Annotated in this window: 20 protein-coding genes; 13 read left to right on the forward strand and 7 right to left on the reverse strand. The window is 70.8% G+C overall.

What is annotated here, in order from left to right; translation table 11 throughout:
* Positions 1-66 precede the first annotated feature (66 nt).
* The 4 genes from O3597_RS02365 to O3597_RS02380 all read left to right on the forward strand — a co-directional run bounded on the left by O3597_RS02365 (position 67) and on the right by O3597_RS02380 (position 3,311).
* On the forward strand, positions 67-1,212 hold the full coding sequence (locus O3597_RS02365) for an LCP family protein (protein ID WP_164447640.1): 1,146 nt from the start codon (positions 67-69) through the stop codon (positions 1,210-1,212).
* Positions 1,213-1,302: 90 nt separating this feature from the next.
* Positions 1,303-1,587: a F0F1 ATP synthase subunit epsilon gene (locus O3597_RS02370; protein WP_164447639.1), complete on the forward strand. Its 285-nt coding sequence runs from the start codon at positions 1,303-1,305 to the stop codon at positions 1,585-1,587.
* 12 nt (positions 1,588-1,599) lie between these two features.
* Positions 1,600-2,055 (forward strand): DUF2550 domain-containing protein, encoded by a 456-nt coding sequence (locus O3597_RS02375; protein WP_164447638.1) that lies wholly within the window; start codon positions 1,600-1,602, stop codon positions 2,053-2,055.
* A gap of 653 nt (positions 2,056-2,708) precedes the next feature.
* Entirely contained in the window at positions 2,709-3,311 is a 603-nt protein-coding gene (locus tag O3597_RS02380) for a hypothetical protein (RefSeq protein WP_281603137.1), read from the forward strand.
* Positions 3,312-3,642: 331 nt separating this feature from the next.
* Here O3597_RS02380 and O3597_RS02385 read toward each other — a convergent pair whose 3' ends face one another.
* Complete coding sequence (locus O3597_RS02385; protein ID WP_281603138.1) at positions 3,643-4,059, reverse strand: VOC family protein; 417 nt, start codon at positions 4,057-4,059, stop codon at positions 3,643-3,645.
* Positions 4,035-4,607 (reverse strand): cob(I)yrinic acid a,c-diamide adenosyltransferase, encoded by a 573-nt coding sequence (locus O3597_RS02390; protein ID WP_164447635.1) that lies wholly within the window; start codon positions 4,605-4,607, stop codon positions 4,035-4,037. The genes O3597_RS02385 and O3597_RS02390 overlap by 25 nt, the downstream gene beginning before the upstream one ends.
* Between O3597_RS02390 and murA the strand changes: the two genes are divergently transcribed.
* Both murA and O3597_RS02400 read left to right on the forward strand, forming a co-directional pair.
* Positions 4,606-6,048: a UDP-N-acetylglucosamine 1-carboxyvinyltransferase gene (gene murA / locus O3597_RS02395; RefSeq protein ID WP_281603139.1), complete on the forward strand. Its 1,443-nt coding sequence runs from the start codon at positions 4,606-4,608 to the stop codon at positions 6,046-6,048. The two genes, O3597_RS02390 and murA, sit on opposite strands and share 2 nt — an antisense overlap.
* Before the next feature lie 73 nt (positions 6,049-6,121).
* Positions 6,122-6,970, forward strand: coding sequence for a 3-hydroxyacyl-CoA dehydrogenase family protein (locus O3597_RS02400; protein WP_281603140.1), 849 nt, complete (start codon positions 6,122-6,124; stop codon positions 6,968-6,970).
* A gap of 40 nt (positions 6,971-7,010) precedes the next feature.
* Here O3597_RS02400 and O3597_RS02405 read toward each other — a convergent pair whose 3' ends face one another.
* Positions 7,011-7,859, reverse strand: coding sequence for an ABC transporter permease (locus tag O3597_RS02405; protein ID WP_164447632.1), 849 nt, complete (start codon positions 7,857-7,859; stop codon positions 7,011-7,013).
* The gene (locus O3597_RS02410; RefSeq protein ID WP_281603141.1) at positions 7,856-8,704 is read right to left on the reverse strand and encodes an ABC transporter ATP-binding protein; all 849 of its coding nucleotides are present in this window, start codon (positions 8,702-8,704) and stop codon (positions 7,856-7,858) included. Before O3597_RS02410 ends, O3597_RS02405 begins: the two co-directional genes overlap by 4 nt.
* A gap of 107 nt (positions 8,705-8,811) precedes the next feature.
* On the opposite strand from O3597_RS02410, the gene O3597_RS02415 reads away from it, so the two are divergent.
* The gene (locus tag O3597_RS02415) at positions 8,812-10,815 is read left to right on the forward strand and encodes a protein meaA (RefSeq protein ID WP_281603142.1); all 2,004 of its coding nucleotides are present in this window, start codon (positions 8,812-8,814) and stop codon (positions 10,813-10,815) included.
* Between the two features lie 45 nt (positions 10,816-10,860).
* On the opposite strand, the gene O3597_RS02420 is transcribed toward O3597_RS02415, so the two are convergent.
* Both O3597_RS02420 and O3597_RS02425 read right to left on the reverse strand, forming a co-directional pair.
* Positions 10,861-11,160, reverse strand: a complete 300-nt coding sequence (locus O3597_RS02420) for a DUF1540 domain-containing protein (RefSeq protein WP_164447629.1) — start codon at positions 11,158-11,160, stop codon at positions 10,861-10,863.
* Between the two features lie 84 nt (positions 11,161-11,244).
* Positions 11,245-11,865 (reverse strand): DUF4126 domain-containing protein, encoded by a 621-nt coding sequence (locus O3597_RS02425; protein WP_164447628.1) that lies wholly within the window; start codon positions 11,863-11,865, stop codon positions 11,245-11,247.
* A 71-nt stretch (positions 11,866-11,936) separates the two neighbouring features.
* Here O3597_RS02425 and nucS point away from each other — a divergent pair, with 71 nt between their 5' ends.
* On the forward strand, positions 11,937-12,596 hold the full coding sequence (gene nucS / locus O3597_RS02430; RefSeq protein ID WP_281603143.1) for an endonuclease NucS: 660 nt from the start codon (positions 11,937-11,939) through the stop codon (positions 12,594-12,596).
* Between the two features lie 4 nt (positions 12,597-12,600).
* Here the strand turns inward: nucS and O3597_RS02435 are convergent, their stop codons facing one another.
* Positions 12,601-14,097 (reverse strand): aldehyde dehydrogenase family protein, encoded by a 1,497-nt coding sequence (locus tag O3597_RS02435; RefSeq protein ID WP_281603144.1) that lies wholly within the window; start codon positions 14,095-14,097, stop codon positions 12,601-12,603.
* 253 nt (positions 14,098-14,350) lie between these two features.
* On the opposite strand from O3597_RS02435, the gene O3597_RS02440 reads away from it, so the two are divergent.
* From O3597_RS02440 to O3597_RS02460, 5 genes are all read left to right on the forward strand, one after another.
* Complete coding sequence (locus O3597_RS02440; RefSeq protein ID WP_281603145.1) at positions 14,351-14,815, forward strand: FHA domain-containing protein; 465 nt, start codon at positions 14,351-14,353, stop codon at positions 14,813-14,815.
* Positions 14,816-14,976: 161 nt separating this feature from the next.
* Positions 14,977-16,032: an alpha/beta hydrolase gene (locus O3597_RS02445; RefSeq protein ID WP_281603146.1), complete on the forward strand. Its 1,056-nt coding sequence runs from the start codon at positions 14,977-14,979 to the stop codon at positions 16,030-16,032.
* Between the two features lie 181 nt (positions 16,033-16,213).
* Positions 16,214-17,998: a 3-hydroxybutyryl-CoA dehydrogenase gene (locus O3597_RS02450; RefSeq protein WP_281603147.1), complete on the forward strand. Its 1,785-nt coding sequence runs from the start codon at positions 16,214-16,216 to the stop codon at positions 17,996-17,998.
* A 74-nt stretch (positions 17,999-18,072) separates the two neighbouring features.
* Positions 18,073-18,363, forward strand: a complete 291-nt coding sequence (locus O3597_RS02455) for a hypothetical protein (RefSeq protein ID WP_164447918.1) — start codon at positions 18,073-18,075, stop codon at positions 18,361-18,363.
* Positions 18,360-19,169 carry an alpha/beta hydrolase gene (locus O3597_RS02460; RefSeq protein ID WP_164447623.1) on the forward strand — a complete coding sequence of 270 codons (810 nt, stop codon included), beginning with the start codon at positions 18,360-18,362 and terminating at the stop codon, positions 19,167-19,169. The genes O3597_RS02455 and O3597_RS02460 overlap by 4 nt, the downstream gene beginning before the upstream one ends.
* The last annotated feature ends 42 nt before the right edge of the window (positions 19,170-19,211 follow it).

Here is a 19,211-nt window from a genome sequence, read left to right on the forward strand (position 1 = left end):
CGTTGATTGGTTAAACCATTCGGCCCCGCGCGCCCGTACTTCCCCCCGGGGGCGTGACGAACGGAGATGCTTGTGGGTAAGGCCGGCAGACGCGGCAAGCGTGGTGGGCGCTCGTCGGTGTGGCGGGGCGTGCCCCGCTGGGCGCAGCTCTGCACCATCTTCGGCGTTGTCCTGATGGTGCTCAGCGGGACCAGCCTGGTGGGCGCGGAAGCGCTGATGGCCCGCTACGAGGGCGCAGTCGGCAAGGCGGACCTCTTCGGCGACCAGGCGGCCGGCGCCACTGCCAAGAGCGACATCAAGGGCCCGCTCAACATCCTGCTGGTCGGCATCGACCCGCGCGACAAGGACACCCCGCCGCTGTCCGACGCGATCATGGTGCTGCACGTGCCGAAGGAGATGGACCGGGCGTACCTCTTCTCCCTGCCGCGCGACCTCTACGTGGAGATCCCGCCGTTCGAGAAGGCCGACTTTCCCGGCGACACCACAAAGCTGAACGCCGCGATGTCGTACGGCAGCCGGGTGCCCGGTGGGAAGCCGGACGCGGCGAAGGGCTTCGAACTGCTCGCCATCACCGTGCAGCGGGTCACCGGCATCAAGCGGTTCGACGCCGGCGCGATCATCAACTTCTCCGGCTTCCAGAAGATCGTCGACGCCATGGGCGGCGTCACGATGAAGATCGAGCGGGAGGTCCGCTCGGAGCACCGGGAGCCGAACGGCAAGCACCGCCAGGGCAACCCCAACGGCGAGGGTTACATCGGGCCGCAGGCGGTCTACCCGAAGGGTAAGCAGCACCTGAGCGGTTGGCAGGCGCTGGACTACGTCCGCCAGCGGTACCCGGAGAACGGTGTCCCCGACGGCGACTACGGCCGGCAGCGGCACCAGCAGCAGTTCGTCAAGGCGATGGCCGGTCAGGCGCTGAGCGCCGACGTGGTGACCAACCCGGTGAAGCTGGACAAGGTGCTCCGTGCGGCCGGCGAGTCGCTGATCTTCAGCGGCCGGGGGCACAGCGTGGTCGACTTCGCCGTCGCGCTCAAGGACATCCGTCCCGGCAACATTCAGATGATCAAGCTGCCGGGTGGCGGAATCAAGGAGAACGGCAAGTACCTCGGTGAACAGTTCGCGCCCGAGGTGGACGACTTCTTCGTCGCTCTGGAGCGGGACCTGTTGGACCCGTTCCTGCTCGAACATCCGAAGCTGGTGAACAGGAGCTGATCGTGGCCGCGGGTCTTGGCACCCGCCTGAAGAACAGGTCCCGGGCGCGACTAGAATTTCCCCAATCCGCCGCCTCAGCAAGGAGACAGCGTGGCAGAGCAGCTTAACGTCCAGCTCGTGGCCGTCGAGGAAAAGGTCTGGTCCGGCACGGCCGAGATGGTCATGGCCCGGACGACCGAGGGTGAGCTGGGTGTGCTGCCGGGGCACGCGCCCCTGCTCGGCCAGCTCGCCGAGCCCGGCCAGGTACGCATCAAGCTCCCCGGGGGTGAGCAGCTCAGCTACGACGTGGCTGGCGGCTTCCTGTCGGTCAGCGAGCAGGGCGTGACCGTACTGGCCGAGACCGCCACTCCGGCCGCCGCGGCTTCCGGCAACTGAGCCGACCCGCCGATGGAGATCGTCGAAGGGGTCGGGATCGGCGTCGCCGTGCTCCTCGGCGCGTTCCTGTTTCTCTTCGTCCGGCGGGCTCTGGTCACCCGTAGCGGAGGCATAATCCGGCTGAGTGTCCGGACCTCCACCATGCTCGACGGTCGCGGCTGGTCACCCGGTTTCGGCCGCTTCGTCGGCGACGAACTCCGCTGGTACCGGATGTTCAGTTTCGCTGTACGCCCCAAGCGGGTGCTGTCCCGTGAAGGGCTGGCGGTCGAACGACGGCGACTGCCCGAGGGGCAGGAACGAATGTCCATGCCGGCCGACTGGATCATCCTCCGCTGTACCAGTCGACACGCCCCGGTCGAGATCGCCATGGCACGATCCACCGTCACCGGGTTCCTCTCCTGGCTCGAGGCCGCCCCTCCGGGGGCGGTCTCGCCACGTATGGCCTCCCAAGATTGGCCCGCCGCCTAACCCCAGCCCCACCCCCGCCGCTTCCCGCTACTCACCCCCGCTCCCCGCAGCTCGCCGCCTTCCCTGTTGATCATGAGGTTGGCGGCGTTTTTGATCTCTAAAACTGCCGCTAACCTCATGGTCAACACTGTGGGTGCTGTGGGGTGTGGGGCGCTGCCGGGGGAAGGTTGGGTGTTGTGCCCGGCTTTGGGTGGTCAGGCTTGGCCCCGGGGCCGGGTGCGGCGGTGCGGGTCGCACCCTTCCTTGTCGTGCGGGAGGGGTCAGCGTTTGGTGTGGATCTTGGTGCGGTTGTGCCCTTTGGGGGGCGTTGTCGGACCAAGATTGCGGGTTGTCGGGGGCGGTTGTCGGGGTTTGGGGGTGGGTGTCGGGTTCCGGGCGTGGGCTCGGGGTGGAATGGGTGCGGGCCCGGGGGCGTTGTGCACGGGTGAACGGCCGAGGAAGACACCGCCCGCCAGGGTGGGTGCGGGCCCCCGGGAATGATGGCGGGCCGGTGGTCGTTGGACATGGTCCCGGCGATGCGAAGCGGCGATACGCCCCGCGTGCCGGAGGACTTTCCCCCCTTTTTGTTTGGGCGCCTTTGTGGTGCTTGCGTACGCGCGCCCCGTCCCCCCCTGTGGGTGTGTGTGCGTCGACCCCCGAATGGAGCTTCTGTGATGAACACGATGCTGCGGAAGAGCGTGCTGGGTATCGCGGGTCTGGCGTTCACCGGTGGTCTGTTCGCCGGTCCGGTGGCCGCTCACGCCGACACCACCCCGGTCACGAGCAACCCGGTCGCGGCGGTGCAGGCCGACGTGGTGCGGGCCGACAAGCCGGACATGGGCCGGCTGCTGCCGCACGGCACCCCGTCCAACCAGTCGCACGTCGAGCTGAACGACGAGCAGATCGACAACGTCAAGGCGATCATCGCGGCGACGAAGAAGGCCGGCATGGACGAGCGTGCCGCCGTGGTGTCGATCGCGACCGCGTTGCAGGAGTCGAAGCTGGAGAACCTGGGTCACCTGGGTGACCGCAACGACCACGACTCGCAGGGCCTGTTCCAGCAGCGCCCGTCCTCCGGTTGGGGCACGGTGGAGCAGATCACCGACCCCGAGTATTCGACCCTGGCGTTCCTCAAGGGGTTGAAGCAGGTCGACGGCTGGCAGGACATGCCGCTGACCCAGGCCGCGCAGACGGTGCAGGTGTCGGCGTACCCCGACCACTACGCCCAGTGGGAACAGCAGGCCGCCGACCTCGTCGCCCAGCACTGGACCAGCTGACAACCGACCAGGCGACAACCGAAGACATTCCTCCACAAGGGGGAGCAGAAAACCGCTGGCCGGCACCCGAACCCGGGTGCCGGCCAGCGGCGTATCCGCACACCGAAGCAACCGACCACAGACCGCAGCCCCACCGCAGCAGACCCACCCCGGGCTGGCCTCCGCCCGGACGAGGTCCGACCAGGTCAGGCTGGGGGCGACCGTGCCCGGCGCAGGGATCAAGCCTGACCGCCCGAAGCCGGGCACGGTCGCCCCCAGCCCCACCGCAACCACCCACGAGCCGGACACGGTCAGCCCCAGCCCCAAACAGCAACCAAACCCGAAGACAAGCTCAGCCCGAGGCCACCAACTCCACCTCGTACCCCTGCCCGTCCGCCAGATACCCGGCGTACGTGTCGGGCCCGCCGGCGTACGGGTGCCGGTCGGCGAAGAGCAGCTCCCAGCCGTACGCCGGCGCCTGCTCGACCAGCCGGTCCACGGCGGCGGCCGGGCCGGCGTGGAAGGCCAGGTGGTTGAGGCCCGGCGCGCGCCGGTCGTGCCGGATGCCGGTGAGTGCGGGTGATGCCTCCAGCACCAGGTATGTCGGGCCGAGTCGCCAGGAGTGGCCGACCGGCCACTGCTGGAACGACGTCCAGCCCAACTCGCCGAGCAGCCAGCCCCAGCTACGCATTGCGGCGTTCAGGTCGGGTATCCAGACCTCCACGTGGTGCAGTGCACCGAAGGTCACCGGCCTCCGCCGGGCACCCATAGCACGTCTCCGTCCGGATTTGCCGTTCTTGACAGGATAAAGAGCAGATCCGACAGCCGGTTGAGATACTTTGCCGGGAGGTGGCTGGTCCGGTCGGGGTCGTGGGTGATGAGGGCCCACGCCGACCGCTCGGCGCGCCGGGCGATCGTCCGCGCCGCGTGCAGCAGCGCCGCGCCCGCGGTGCCGCCGGGGAGGATGAAGGAGTCGAGCTTGCTCAGGCGCGCGTTGTACTCGTCGCACCAGCCCTCGAGGCGCTCGACGTACTCCTCGGTGACCCGCAGCGGCGGGTACTTCGGGTCCGGTTCGACGGGCGTGGACAGGTCCGCGCCCACGTCGAACAGGTCGTTCTGGATCGACGCCAGCACCGCGCGGAGCCCGTCGGGTAGCTGGCCCAGGGCGAGTGCCACGCCGAGTGCGGCGTTGCACTCGTCGACGTCGGCGTACGCGGCGATCCGCGGATCGTTCTTCGGCACCTGCTCGTTGTTGCTCAGCCTGGTCATGCCGGCGTCGCCGGCCTTGGTGTAGATGCGCGTGAGGTGGACGGCCATGACGCACAGCCTACGGATACCGGACCTGACGATCCCGGCCCGACCGGACGACGGCGCGGGTTGGCCGGCGGGCGTCGGCCCGGGTGACGCCGGTGACGCCGCGCTCGCCGACGTCGACGTCATCCGGGTGCGCGGTGGCGCCCGGCTCGCCGGCACCGTGCACGTGGTCGGTGCGAAGAACTCGGCGTTGAAGCTGATGGCCGCCGCGCTGCTCGCGCCCGGTCGTACGGTGATCACGAATGTGCCCCGGATCACCGACATCGCGATCATGGGTGAGGTGCTGCGCCGCCTCGGTTGCGGCGTACGGTTCGACGCCGACGATCCGGTGGACCCGATGGTGGCGGTCGGCGGGGTGGCCCGGTCCCGTTCGGTCACCATCGACGTGCCGGAGCAGCCCGGCGTCGAGGCCGATTACGACCTGGTCCGCCGGCTGCGGGCGTCGATCTGCGTGCTGGGTCCGTTGCTGGCCCGACGCGGGTACGTGCGGGTGGCCCATCCGGGTGGTGACGCGATCGGCTCCCGGGGCCTGGACATGCACATCTCCGGGTTGACCCGGATGGGTGCCGACATCTCCGGCGAGCACGGCTTCGTGATCGCCTCGGCCCCGGACGGGCTGCGGGGCGCGGAGATCGTGCTGGACTTTCCCAGCGTCGGGGCGACCGAGAACCTCGTCATGGCGGCGGTGCTGGCGGAGGGCACCACCGTGATCGACAACGCGGCCCGGGAGCCCGAGATCGTCGACATCTGCACGATGCTCCAGCGGATGGGTGCGCTCATCGACGGTGAGGGCACCTCGACGATCACCATCGTCGGCGTACCCCGGCTGAGTCCGGTCCGGCACGCCACGGTGGGGGACCGGATCGTCGCGGGAACCTGGGCGTTCGGCGCGGCGATGACCCGTGGCGACGTGACCGTGACCGGCCTCGACCCCGCGTTCCTGGAGGTCGCGCTCGACAAGGTGGTCACGGCCGGCGGCATGGTGGAGACCCGGGCGGACAGCTTCCGGGTACGCATGGACGACCGGCCCCGCGCGGTGGACGTGGTCACGTTGCCCTATCCGGGCTTCGCCACCGACCTGTTGCCGATGGCGATCGGGCTCGCCGCGCTCAGCGAGGGCGCCTCGCTGATCACCGAGAACATCTTCGACGGCCGGTTCATGTTCGCCAACGAGATGATGCGGCTGGGCGCGGACATCAAGACCGACGGGCATCACGCGGTGGTACGCGGCCGGGAGCGGCTCTCCGGCGCGCCGGTCCGCGCGACCGACATCCGGGCCGGCGCCGGGCTCATCATCGCCGGGCTCTGCGCCGACGGGGTGACCGAGGTGTCCCACGTGCACCACGTGGACCGGGGCTATCCCGACTTCGTGGCCGACCTGCGGGCGCTGGGCATCGAGGTGGAGCGGGCGACCGCGCCGGAGGAACCCGAGCTGACCATCTGAGCGACTTAGCCATCGTTCAGGCTCGCCGACTAGGGTGCAGGCAGACACTCATTCGCAGCGAGGGAGTAGCAGCATGGCGGGTCGACTCGCGGTCATCGGTGCCGGTCTGATGGGTTCGGGCATCGCCCAGGTGGCGGCGCAGGCCGGCTGGCAGGTGGTGCTGCGGGATCTGGACGAGACGGCGACGACGCGTGGTCTGGACGGCATCCGGCGGTCGCTGGCGAAGTTCGCGGAGAAGGGCAAGCTCTCCGACGACGAGGTCGAGGCGACGCTCGGGCGGATCACCACCACCACCGAGCTGGAGGCGGCCGGCGACGCGGACATCGTCGTCGAGGCGGTCTTCGAGAAGCTGGAGATCAAGCACGAGGTGTTCCGCGCGCTGGACAAGATCTGCAAGGCGGACGCGGTGCTGGCTACCAACACCTCGGCGATCCCGGTGACCCAGATCGCGACGGCCACCGAGCGCCCGGAGGCGGTCGTCGGCACCCACTTCTTCTCGCCGGTGCCGATGATGAAGCTCTGCGAGCTGGTGCGTGGCTACAAGACCAGCGACGCCACCCTGGAGCGGGCGAAGTCCTTCGCCGAGGAGATCGGCAAGACCGTCGTGGTGGTGAACCGCGACATCGCCGGCTTCGTCACCACCCGGTTGATCTGCGCCCTGGCCATGGAGGCGGTCAAGCTGGTCGAGGCCGGCGTGATCTCCGCCGAGGACCTGGACACCGCCTGCCGGCTCGGCTTCGGGCACGCGATGGGTCCGCTGGCCACGGTCGACCTGACCGGTGTCGACGTGCTGTTGAACGCCACCCGCAACATCTACACCGACACCGCCGACGAGAAGTTCTTCCCGCCGGAGCTGTTGCAGCGCATGGCCACCGCGGGCGATCTGGGCCGCAAGACCGGCCAGGGCTTCTACTCGTACTGACGCCGCCGTGGGGGAGGGCCCGGCGGGCCCTCCCCATGGCTCAGCCGTCGCGGCGGGTGGTCCACCGGAAGGTGGTCAGGCAGAGCACCAGGCCGATCACGCACCAGACGCCCAGCACCACGGCGACGCGGGTCAGCTCGAACGAGCCGCCGGGCTCGTCCGCGCCGAAGCTCTCCGGCAGGAAGACCGCCCGTAGCCCCTGGCACATCCACTTGAGTGGGAACAGCGCCGCCACCTGCTGCATCCAGCTCGGCAGGTTGGTGAAGACGAAGAACACCCCGGAGATGAACTGGAGCACCAGCGCGACCGGGGTGACCACCGCCGAGCCGCTGCGGGCGGTCCGGGCCAGCGACGAGATGGCGATGCCGCAGAGCGTGCAGGCGGTCACCCCAAGGGCGCTGACCCAGCCGAAGGTCACCCAGGCCGTGGTGGTGGTCGGCAGCTCCAGGTCGAACAGCGTCACCGACACCGCGAGCAGCAGCGCGGTCATCACGACACCGGTCACCAGCACCATGATCACCTTGCCGGCGAACCAGACCCACTTCGGCATCGGCGTGCCCCGGTAGCGCTTGAGCACCCCCCGGTCCCGCTCGATCGGGATCCAGATGCCGAGGTTCTGGAAGCTGACCGTCATCAGGCCGGTCGCGATCATGCCGGTGATGAAGTACTGCGTGTAGCTCACCCCGGGGGCGATCTCCTCGTCGAAGATCGACGCGAAGATCAGCACCATGATGAGGGGGAAGCCAAGCGTGAACACGACGGACTCGCGGCTGCGCAGGAACTGCCGGATCTCCAGCCGCCCCTGCCGCAGGGCGAGGCCGGCCGGACCGCTCCGCCGGGCCGGAGCTGCCGCGGTGACCGGCTCCGCCGGTCTCGTCGTGGTGGTCATCGGTGTCCGATCATCGTCAGGTAGATGTCTTCGAGGGTGGGCCGGGTGACGGTCAGGCCGGGCACCTCGCCGCCGAAACGCGCGGCGAGGTCCGCCACCAGCGCCGTCGGCGTCGCGCTCTGCGCGCTGTCCAGCGTGCCGTCCGGAGTACGCCAGGAGACCGTGGCCAGCGCCTCCTGCCGGTTGCCGAGCTGGTTCGGTGCGGCGACCTCGACCAGCCGGCCGCCGGTGATCACGCCCACCCGGTCGGCGAGCGCCTCGGCCTCGTCCAGGTAGTGCGTGGTCAGCACGATCGTGGTGCCGGCGGCGGCGAGATCACGGATCAACTCCCAGAACTCCCGCCGGGCCTCCGGGTCGAAGCCGGTGGTCGGCTCGTCCAGGAAGAGCAGTTCCGGGCGGCCGATGATGCCGAGCGCCACGTCGAGCCGGCGCTTCTGTCCGCCGGAGAGGGTGTGCGTCCGGGCGCGGGCCTTGCCGGTCAGCCCGACCCGTTCGATCACCTTGTCGGGGTCGTCGGCGTCGGGGTAGAAGCCGGCGAAGTGGTGCACCACCTCGGCGACGGAGAGTTCGTCGAACTCACCGGTGCCCTGGAAGACGATGCCGACCCGCCCCCGCCAGTCACGCGTCGGGTTGGCCGGGTCGACGTCGAGAACGCGTACCTCGCCGGCGTCGCGCTGGCGGTAGCCCTCCAGGATCTCCACGGTGGTGGTCTTGCCGGCGCCGTTCGGCCCGAGCAGGGCGAACACCTCGCCCCGGTGGACGTCCAGGTCCAGCCCGGCGACCGCGGGGCTGCCGCCGTACGTCTTGCGCAGCCCTCGGACGCGGATCGCGACGTCGTCACTCATGCCGTCAAGTGTGCGGCCCGCCGTGACCCGGCGTCCGCACCGGGGGTGGTGGAGGTTGTGTGGTTTTGCACAACCCGTTCTACTGAACGGTAACTTAGACTCCGGCCATGGACGAGAAGGCACTCATGGGCCGGCTGCCGGAGCGGGACCGTCCCTGGGTGATGCGGACGTACGCGGGGCACTCCTCGGCCGCCGCGACGAACGCGCTCTTCCGTCGAAACCTGGCCAAGGGGCAGACCGGCCTGTCGGTCGCCTTCGACCTGCCCACCCAGACCGGGTACGACCCCGACCACGAACTCGCCACCGGCGAGGTCGGCCGGGTCGGCGTCCCGGTGTCGCACCTGGGCGACATGCGGGCGCTCTTCGACGGCATTCCACTGGCCGACATGAACACCTCGATGACCATCAACGCGCCGGCGATGTGGCTGCTCGGCCTCTACGGCACGGTCGCCAGCGAACAGGGTGCCGAACCGGCCCGCTGCGCCGGCACCACCCAGAACGACATCATCAAGGAGTACCTGTCCCGGGGAACGCACATCTTCCCGCCGGCCGCCTCGCTGCGACTGACCGCCGACGTGATCGCGTACACGCTGCGCGAGATGCCGCGCTGGAACCCGGTGAACATCTGCTCGTACCACCTCCAGGAGGCCGGGGCCACGCCGGTGCAGGAGGTGGCGTTCGCGCTGGCCACGGCGGTGGCGGTGCTCGACGCGGTGCGCGAGGGCGGCCAGGTGCCGGCGCGGCGGATGGGCGACGTGGTGCAGCGGATGTCGTTCTTCGTCAACGCCGGGGTGCGGTTCGTCGAGGAGATCGCCAAGATGCGCGCGTTCGGCGCGCTGTGGGACCAGCTCACCCGCGACCGGTACGGCGTGACGGACCCGCGGCAGCGCCGCTTCCGGTACGGCGTGCAGGTCAACTCCCTCGGCCTGACCGAGGCGCAGCCGGAGAACAACGTGCCGCGGATCGTGCTGGAGATGCTCGGGGTCACCCTCTCCCGGCAGGCACGGGCGCGGGCGGTGCAGCTGCCGGCCTGGAACGAGGCGCTCGGCCTGCCCCGACCGTGGGACCAGCAGTGGTCGCTGCGCATGCAGCAGGTGCTCGCCTACGAGTCGGACCTGCTGGAGTACCCGGACCTGTTCGACGGCTCGCACGTGATGACCGCGCTGGTCGACGAGATCGTCACCGGTGCCCGGGCCGAGCTGACGACGGTGCTGGAGATGGGCGGCGTGGTCGCCGCGGTGGAGACCGGCTACCTCAAGAGCGCCCTGGTGGCCTCCCTGGCCGAGCGGCGGCGACGGATCGAGACCGGCAGCGATGTGGTGGTCGGCGTCAACCGGTTCACCGAGACCGAGCCGTCGCCGCTGACCGCCGCCGGTGCCGAGGCGGTCGAACAGGTCGATCCCGCCGTGGAGATCGCCGCCTCGGCGGCCGTACGCGCCTGGCGGGCCGACCGCGACGCGGCGGCGGTGGACGCCGCCCTGGCCCGGCTGCGCGCGGACGCCGCGACCAGGGCGAACCTGATGACGGCCACGCTCGAGTGCGTTCGGGTGGGAGTGACCACGGGGGAGTGGGCGGCGGCCCTGCGCCAGGTCTTCGGCGAGTACCGGGCACCCACCGGTCTGGTGGGCGGGTCCGCGAGCGGCGGTGACGACGGGCTGGCCGAGGTCCGCGCCCGGGTCGCCACCACCGCCCGCGAACTGGGCAACGCGCGGCTGCGACTGCTCGTCGGCAAGCCCGGCCTGGACGGGCACTCCAACGGCGCGGAGCAGATCGCGGTCCGCGCCCGCGACGCCGGCTTCGAGGTGGTCTACCAGGGCATTCGGCTCACCGCCGGGCAGATCGTGGCCGCCGCGGTGGAGGAGGACGTGGATCTGGTCGGGCTCTCCGTGCTCTCCGGCTCGCACCTGGCGGCGGTGCCGGCGGTGCTCGACGGGTTGCGGGCCGCCGGCCGACCGGATCTGCCGGTGGTGGTCGGCGGCATCATTCCCACCCGGGACGCCGATCAGCTGCGCGCGGCCGGGGTGGCTCGGGTGTTCACCCCGAAGGACTTCGCGCTCACCGAGATCATCGACGAGCTGGTCACCGTCATCCGGCAGGCGAACGAGCTGTGACGCGCGGACCCCGGCGGGTGGCCGGGATCCGCGCGGACGGCGCGCTCAGCGGTGGTCGTAGGTCATGCAGTCGGCCATGTCGGCGTCGGGACCGACCCGGATCGCCGGTGCCTGGCACTCCAGTTGCTCGTTGTGCCGGCAGTCGGCGCGCTGGCACGCCCCGACCTGGGCGATCTGCCCGTCGAGACCGGCCCGGACGGCGGGCATCTCGATGAAGGTGTGGCAGTGGGCGTGGTCCAGGCTGCCGATGGTGATGGCGAAGGCGTGGCAGTCGCCGGTGTGGTTGTACGCGCACGCGGCGACCACGCACTCCTGGACCCGGGGCATCTCCATTGCTGCGGTCATGACCCAACCTCCTCCGTTGATTGCCCCAATTTTAGGCTTTAGGGCGGGTTGAGGAGGTGATTCGGTCGAGCCGGCGGCCCGGGCTCAGACGCGGAAGCCCGCCTCGCGTGCCGCCTGCCGCTCCCGACGCCGGTCCGCCCGGCGGCGCAGCAGCCACGGAAGGACGAGCACGAGGCCGACCAGGAACGCCAGCACCAGCACCGGCAGGATGATCGCGACGAGCGACATGACCACGCTCGTGGCATCCTCGGCGGTGCTCGCCACCGGCGCCCCCAGGCCCGCCGTGGTGGCGTTGATGACCGGCCGCGCGGTCGACTTCAGCAGGTGGACGCCGAGCGCGATGAGCACCCCGACCAGCACCGGCAACCACTGGCCGCCACTGGCGAAGAAGCTGTCCGGGTCGCTGACCGTCACCGTCTCGGACGCCGAACCGGCCCCGAACGCCAGCCCGCCGGCCGTCGGCCGGACGACCGTCTGCACCATGTCGTTGACGTGGTCCACCACGGGCACCTTGTCCGCCACGACCTCGACCACGAGCAGCACCGCGAGGATGCCCAGCACCCACTCGTTGCCGAGCCACTGCCACCCGCCAGGCAGGTCTATCACGCTGGTGTAGCGGGCCAGCAGGCCCGTCACCAGCAACGGAATGTAGGCGTTCAGCCCCGCCGAGGCGGCGAGGCCGGTACCGGTGAGCACTTCGAGCACCAGCCCAGCATGGCACCGGCACGCCAGCGCCGCTCGGTGGCGACGGCCGGTGACTCCGCTACCCTGCTCGGGTGCGGTTGGTGATTGCGAAATGCTCGGTGGACTATGTCGGACGGCTCTCGGCCCACCTGCCGCCGGCCACCCGGCTGCTGATGGTGAAGGCGGACGGATCGGTCTCCATCCACGCCGACGACCGGGCGTACAAGCCGTTGAACTGGATGAGCCCACCGTGCCGGCTGGAGGAGGCCCCGGGCGTCTGGCGGGTGGTGAACAAGGCCGGCGAGGAACTGCGGATCACCCTGGAGGAGATCTTCCAGGACACCTCGTACGAGCTGGGTGTCGATCCCGGGCTGCGCAAGGACGGCGTGGAGGCCCACCTCCAGGAGTTGCTGGCGGCCAATCCCGAGACGCTGGGTGACGGGTACACCCTGATCCGCCGCGAGTACATGACCGCGATCGGCCCGGTCGACCTGCTCTGCCGGGATGCCAACCAGGGCACGGTCGCCGTCGAGGTGAAGCGCCGTGGCGAGATCGACGGAGTCGAGCAGCTCACCCGCTACCTGGAACTGCTCAACCGTGATCCGCTGCTCGCACCGGTCGCCGGGGTCTTCGCCGCGCAGGAGATCAAGCCGCAGGCCCGGGTGCTCGCCACCGACCGGGGAATCCGCTGCGTGGTGGTCGACTACGACCGGCTGCGGGGCATCGAGCGCGACGAACTGACGCTCTTCTAGCCGGTCACCGGCCGTAGATCAGCTTGACCGCCTTCACCAGCCGGCTCACGTCGGCCTCGGTGCGCTCGAAGGTGGTCGACGGCAGCAGCGAACGCCCCCGGCGGCGGGTGACCGCCTTGGCCCGGGCGAACTCGCGCAGCCCGTCCTCGCCGTGGATGCGGCCGAAGCCGGACTCGCCGACCCCGCCGAACGGCAGGGTGGACATGCCGGCGAAGGTGAGCGTCGAGTTGACCGAGGCCATCCCGGAGCGCAACCGCCGGGCGATCGCGACCGCGCGCCGCTGACCGAAGACCGAACCGCCCAGCCCGTACGGCAGGGCGTTGGCCCGGGCGAGCGCCTCGTCGGCGGTGCGGACCCGGTTGATGGTCAGGGTGGGGCCGAAGGTCTCCTCGCGTACGGCGGCAGCCTCCTCCGGCACCTCGACCAGCACGGTCGGGTGCGCGTACGGCGGGCGTACCGCGTCCGGCCCGCCGAGCACCGCCCGACCACCACGGGCCACCGCGTCCTCGATGTGCCGCCGGATCACGTCGAGCTGACTCGGCATGGTGATCGGGCCGATGTCGGCGTGGTCGGGGCCGACGGTGAGCCGGCCCGCGCGCTCGACGACCCTGTCGACGAACGCGTCGAAGACCGGCTCCACGGCGTAGACCCGTTCGATGCCGATGCAGGTCTGCCCGGCGTTGGTCATCGCTCCCCAGACGCAGGCGTCGGCGGCGGCGTCCAGGTCGGCGTCGGCGTCCACGATCATGGCGTCCTTGCCGCCGGCCTCCACCAGCACCGGGGTCAACGACTCGGCGCACGCCGCCATCACCTTCTTGGCGGTGGCCGTCGAGCCCGTGAAGGCGAGCTTGTCGACGCCGGCCCGGCACAGGGCGGCGCCGACGTCGCCGAGCCCGTGCACCGCGGTGAGGACCGGATGTTCGGGCACCACCTCGGCGAAGCTGTCGACGAGCCACTGACCGACGACCGGGGTGTACTCGCTGGGCTTGAAGACCACCGCGTTACCGGCCGCCAACGCGTACGCGATGGAGCCGATCGGGGTGAAGACGGGATAGTTCCACGGACCGATCACGCCGACCACGCCGTGCGGCTGGTACTCCAGGTGGGCCGAGAACTCGGCGAGCACGAGCCGCGAGCGGACCCGCCGGGGGCCCAGCACCCGCCGGGCGTTACGGGCCGCCCAGTCCACGTGCTCCACCGTGGTCACGATCTCGACGAGTGCGTCGGCGACCGGCTTGCCACCCTCGGCGTGCATCAGGGCGGCCAACTGTTCCATCCGCTGGGCGAGCAGCCGCCGCCAGCGCAGCAGCCGCTCCCGTCGCCCGGTGAAACCGAGCCCCGCCCACCACTGGCCGGCGGCGCGGGCCCGCTCGACGGCGCGTTCGACGTCGACCGAGGTGGCGACCGGGACGCGCCCGGCTTCGTCGCCGGACGCCGGGCTGGTCGAGATCAGTTGGTTGCCCTGGACCGCTGGGGTGCCGGGGGGTAGCACAGCCGTCATGGCGGAAGTCTAGACGCGAGAATTACTCGCCGGTAGGGGTCGGGAAACGGGCGAATCCTCCCAGCCGTCCGGTCGGTTGAATCGGACGAACCTCTCGTCCCGCCCGGTAGTTCCGTCGCCGGGCGCCGTGGAATATGTGAACACAAAGCAGCCGGACGGTTACCGGTACGCATCCGGCTGGATGGTGGAGGTGGACGCCCGGTGGTGAAACGCTGACCCGGGATCGTCACACGGGTGGAGGGGCTGACCGTCCATGGAGGAACATCCGCAACTGATGCCGCTGCTGACGGTGGCTGCCGGGCCGATGCGGGGGTGGCGCTTCCGGCTGCCGCGCCGGCCGCAGGTGATCGGCCGTGATCCGGCGGTCGACATCGTGGTTCACGACCCGCATCTGAGTCGGCGGCATGTCGAGATCTGGCGGGCCGGCGAGGGTGCCTCTCTGGTGGATCTCGGGTCTACGAACGGCACCTGGGTGAACGACCTCCGGGCAACCGAGGTCGTCCGGCTCAGCGACGGCGACGTGATCCGGATCGGCCGTACCGAGCTTAGGTTCTTCGACCCCGGCGTGGCCCGCACGGATCCGGTGGGCCTGAGCTTCGAACTGCCGCGCCAGGAGCGACGACCGATCCGTCCGTTGCCCGCCACGGTCGCGACACCGGTGGTGCCCGGGCAGGCCGGAGTGCCGGACGCGGCGGCGGTGGTCGGCGTCCACCGCTGACGACCGAGTCCCGGTCCCGGCTGTTGCATGCCGGCCTGCACGCGTGGTTTCCGGCCACAAGTTCCGCCCGGGACGCGTGGGTGTCCGCCACCCGAGGGGGCCCGGCCTCGTGGGTGCCGGCCATATGGACCGGTGGTGTCGATCGTGGCAGCATGCCGCGGATGGAGAGCCAGCAGCGCACCGTGACCGCGAACGGAATCACCCAGGCCGTCCGGGTGGCCGGACCCGCCGACGGCGTGCCGGTGCTGCTCGTGCACGGCAACTGCTCCTCGGCCGCCTTCTGGGAGCCGCTGGTGCGCCGCCTGCCGGCGACCCTGCGGGTGGTCGCGCCGGACCTGCGTGGCTACGGCGCCACGCAGACCGCCCCGGTCGACGCCACCCGGGGCCTGACCGACTTCGCCGACGACGTGGCGGCTTTGCTCGACGAGCCGTCGCTCTTCGCCGAGGGCACCCGGCCCGTGGTGGTCGGCCACTCGCTCGGCGGCGGAGTGGCGATGCGCCTGCTGGTGGACCACCCCGACCGCATCGTCGGGCTGCTGCTCGCGGCACCGGTGTCCCCGTACGGCTTCGGCGCCACCCGCGACCTGGCCGGCACGCCGACCACGCCCGACCGGGCCGGCTCCGGCGCCGGCACGGCGAACGGTGACTTCGTCGCGCGGCTGGCCGCCGGTGACCGCAGCGCGGAGGCCCGGACCAGCCCGCGCAGCGTGCTGCGGGCGGCCTACGTGGCGGACCCCGCCTGCCTCGGCGACGACGAGGAACCGCTGCTCGACAGCGTGCTCTCCACCGCCACCGGCCCGGACAACTACCCCGGCGACGCGGTTAGCTCGCCGAACTGGCCGGGTAGCGCGCCGGGCGGCCGTGGCGTGCTCAACGCGCTGGCGCGGTTCCGGGTCGCCGAGGAGCTGGTGGCCGTGACACCGAAGCCCCCGGTCACCTGGATCCGCGGTGACTCTGACGTGATCGTCTCGGACACCTCACTGTTCGACCTGGCGCAGCTGGGGGCGCTGGGCCTGGTGCCCGGCTGGCCCGGGGCGCAGGAGTGCCCACCGCAGCCGATGATCGGGCAGACCCGCGCGGTGCTCGACCGGTACGCCGAGACCGGCGGCAGCTACCGGGAGGTGGTGCTGTCCGGCTGCGGACACAGCCCACACCTGGAGCGCCCGGCGGAGTTCGTCGCCGAACTGCTCGCCCTCGCCGGGGTCGACCCTCACTGAGCCGGGTCCGCTGCCGACCCGGGCCTGGTCGACCGCCGACCGGGTCGGGCGGGTAAACCGGGACATCGGTGACATGTGCCACGACGCCTCGACAACGGTGCGTCACGTGGCAGACTCGCGCGCATAACCTTAGCGGCCGTTAACGTTCGGTCGTGTCGTTGCGCACAGGGGAGGCCGGGTCGTGACGCGCGAGTTCGCCAGCGTGGGTGTGGTGGGTCTGGGCACCATGGGTGCCGGCATCGTCGAGGTATTCGCCCGCAACGGCATCGACGTGGTGGCCGTGGAGATCTCCGACGCCGCGCTCGACCGTGGGCGGGCGAACCTGACCGGCTCGACGAACCGGGCGGTGGCCAGGGGCAAGCTCGCCGAGGCCGACCGGGACGCGCTGCTGGGCCGGGTCACCTTCGCCGTCGGGCTGGACGCGCTGCACTCGGTGGACCTGGTGATCGAGGCGGTACCCGAGCACCTCGATCTGAAGCAGCGGCTCTTCGCCGAGCTGGATCGGGTCTGCAAGCCCGAGGCCATCCTCGCCACCAACACCTCGTCGCTGAGCGTGACCGAGATTTCCGTGGCCACCGCGCGTCCCAACCAGGTCGTCGGCATCCATTTCTTCAATCCGGCGCCGGTGATGAAGCTGGTCGAGGTGGTACGCACGGTGGTCACCTCCGCCGACGTGGTGGCCGACGTGGAGGCGCTCTGCAAGCGGCTCGGCAAGGTCGACGTCACCATCAGCGACCGGGCCGGGTTCATCGCCAACGCCCTGCTCTTCGGCTACCTCAACCACGCCGTCGACCTGTTCGAGTCCCGGTACGCCACCCGCGAGGACATCGACGCGGCCATGAAGCTCGGCTGCGGACTGCCCATGGGTCCGCTCGCGCTGATGGACCTGATCGGCCTGGACACCGCGTACGAGATTCTGGACACCATGTACCGGCGTGGCGGCCGGGACCGTCGGCACGCCCCGGTGCCGTTGCTCAAGCAGATGGTGACCGCAGGGCTGCTCGGGCGGAAGTCCGGCCGGGGCTTCTACACCTACGAGCGGCCCGGCTCGCCGAAGGTCGTACCGGACGAGCAGACCCCGACCACGACGGAACCGGCGGCGTCCGACCAGGCTGTTACCAAGATCGGCATCGTGGGTTCCGGGACCATGGCGACCGGGATCATCGAGGTCTTCGCCAACGCCGGCTACGAGGTCGTGTCGGTGACCCGGGGCGCGGAGCAGTCGGCCAAGGTCTTCGAGGCGGTGCGGACGTCGCTCAACAAGGGCGTGGTCCGGGGCCGGCTCAGCGAGGTCGACCGGGATGCCGCGCTCGGTCGGATCAACTGGTCGGCGACGCTGGACCACCTGGCCGACGTGGACCTGGTGGTCGAGGCGGTGGTCGAGGAACTCAGCGTCAAGAAGGCCCTCTTCGCCAGCCTGGACGAGATCTGCAAGCCGGGTGTGGTGCTGGCGACCACCACCTCGTCGCTGCCGGTGATCGAGATGGCGATGGCCACCCAGCGCCCGGCCGACGTGGTGGGTCTGCACTTCTTCAACCCGGCCCCGGCGATGCCGCTGGTGGAGATCGTCCGGACGATCCGTACCTCCGCCGAGACCGTCACCACCGCGCAGGTCGTCAGCGCCACGCTGGGCAAGACCGGCGTGGTCTGCGGCGACCGGTCCGGTTTCATCGTCAACGCGCTGCTGTTCTCGTATCTCAACGACGCGGTGCGGATGTTGGAGGCCAGCTACTCCACCGCCGACGACATCGACCACGCGATGAAGCTGGGCTGCGGCTACCCGATGGGGCCGTTCGAGCTGCTCGACGTGGTGGGCCTGGACGTGGCGCTGGCCATCCAGCGGGAGCTGTACCTGGAGCTGCGCGAGCCCGGGTTCGCCCCGGCACCGCTGCTGGAGCACCTGGTCACCGCCGGCTACCTGGGCCGCAAGACCGGTCGGGGGTTCCGCGACCACACCCGCCGCTGACCGGGTCGCGACGGCTCGACCGTACGCTTGACGACGTGAGTCCCCGTCGTAACCGTCCCCGCCGCGACGACGCGGTGCGCCTCGACGCCGAGCGCGCCCGGCACGGCGTCGCCGCGGTCCAGCAGTGGCGGGACGGGGAGTGGCAGGTGCGCGGCATCAGCGGCGGCGCGTCCACCAAGACGTACCGCTGCCCTGGTTGCGACCAGGAGATCCGGCCCGGTGTGGCGCACGTCGTGGCCTGGCCGGCGGACGGCCGGGGCGATCTCACCGACCGTCGGCACTGGCACACCGGTTGCTGGCGTGCCCGCGACCGTCGGGCCCCGGTGATCCAGCGGGGGCGGCGAAACGGGAGACTGGAGGCATGAGCGCACCGATCCGTGCCTCCTCGATCCTGCCCGGGCATCGAGAGGACATCGAGCTGCACACCGCGGACGACCTGCGGTTGGTCGGCGAGTTGGCCCGCCCGGTCGACCGGGAACCGGCCGCTACCCTGGTCTGCCTGCATCCGTTGCCCACCCACGGCGGAATGATGGACAGCCACCTGTTCCGCAAGGCGGCCTGGCGTCTGCCCGCCCTGGCCGACCTGGCCGTGCTCAGGTTCAACACCCGGGGCACCAGCAGTGTGCGCGGCACCAGCGAGGGCAGCTTCGACTCCGCCGTCGGTGAGCGCTTCGACGTCGCCGCCGCCATCGAGTACGCCGAGTTCCACGAACTGCCGAACGTCTGGTTGCTGGGTTGGTCGTTCGGCACCGACCTGGCGCTGCGCTACGGCTGCGACCCGGCGGTGACCGGCGCGATCCTGCTCTCCCCGCCGCTGCGCTATTCCGGCCCGGCCGATCTGGCCCAGTGGGCCGAGTCGGGAAAGCCGGTCACCGCCCTGGTGCCGGAGTTCGACGACTACCTGCGCCCGGAGCAGGCCCGCGAGCGGTTCGCGGCGATCCCGCAGGCGGAGGTGGTCGGTGTGCCCGGCGCCAAGCACCTCTGGGTCGGTGACGCCGAGACCGCGCTGGACGAGGTGGTGCGGCGGGTCAACCCGGCGGTGCCGGTGCCGCTGCCGACCACCTGGGACGGCCCGATGGAGACCGGCGACGCCAGCGCGTACGCCGACCGGACGGTCGCCGCGTTCGCCGACGTCCCGGTGTCGGGCCCACCGCAGCGCCAGGCCGACTGAACCGCGCTGGCGGGCCTCTGCCGGTCCGCCCTGGCCCGGCAG

The organism is Verrucosispora sp. WMMA2044, assembly GCF_027497155.1.
GTDB lineage: Bacteria > Actinomycetota > Actinomycetes > Mycobacteriales > Micromonosporaceae > Micromonospora > Micromonospora palythoicola.

Coding starts and splice junctions, on each gene's coding strand:
- O3597_RS02435 (WP_281603144.1), bottom strand. CDS start 14,097: ATGACGGCTGTGCTACCCCCCGGCACCCCAGCGGTCCAGGGCAACCAA.
- O3597_RS02365 (WP_164447640.1), top strand. CDS start 67: ATGCTTGTGGGTAAGGCCGGCAGACGCGGCAAGCGTGGTGGGCGCTCG.
- murA (WP_281603139.1), top strand. CDS start 4,606: ATGACGCACAGCCTACGGATACCGGACCTGACGATCCCGGCCCGACCG.
- O3597_RS02410 (WP_281603141.1), bottom strand. CDS start 8,704: ATGAGTGACGACGTCGCGATCCGCGTCCGAGGGCTGCGCAAGACGTAC.
- O3597_RS02415 (WP_281603142.1), top strand. CDS start 8,812: ATGGACGAGAAGGCACTCATGGGCCGGCTGCCGGAGCGGGACCGTCCC.
- O3597_RS02380 (WP_281603137.1), top strand. CDS start 2,709: ATGAACACGATGCTGCGGAAGAGCGTGCTGGGTATCGCGGGTCTGGCG.
- O3597_RS02440 (WP_281603145.1), top strand. CDS start 14,351: ATGGAGGAACATCCGCAACTGATGCCGCTGCTGACGGTGGCTGCCGGG.
- O3597_RS02385 (WP_281603138.1), bottom strand. CDS start 4,059: ATGGGTGCCCGGCGGAGGCCGGTGACCTTCGGTGCACTGCACCACGTG.
- O3597_RS02400 (WP_281603140.1), top strand. CDS start 6,122: ATGGCGGGTCGACTCGCGGTCATCGGTGCCGGTCTGATGGGTTCGGGC.
- O3597_RS02390 (WP_164447635.1), bottom strand. CDS start 4,607: ATGGCCGTCCACCTCACGCGCATCTACACCAAGGCCGGCGACGCCGGC.
- O3597_RS02420 (WP_164447629.1), bottom strand. CDS start 11,160: ATGACCGCAGCAATGGAGATGCCCCGGGTCCAGGAGTGCGTGGTCGCC.
- O3597_RS02405 (WP_164447632.1), bottom strand. CDS start 7,859: ATGACCACCACGACGAGACCGGCGGAGCCGGTCACCGCGGCAGCTCCG.
- O3597_RS02460 (WP_164447623.1), top strand. CDS start 18,360: ATGAGCGCACCGATCCGTGCCTCCTCGATCCTGCCCGGGCATCGAGAG.
- O3597_RS02375 (WP_164447638.1), top strand. CDS start 1,600: ATGGAGATCGTCGAAGGGGTCGGGATCGGCGTCGCCGTGCTCCTCGGC.
- O3597_RS02445 (WP_281603146.1), top strand. CDS start 14,977: ATGGAGAGCCAGCAGCGCACCGTGACCGCGAACGGAATCACCCAGGCC.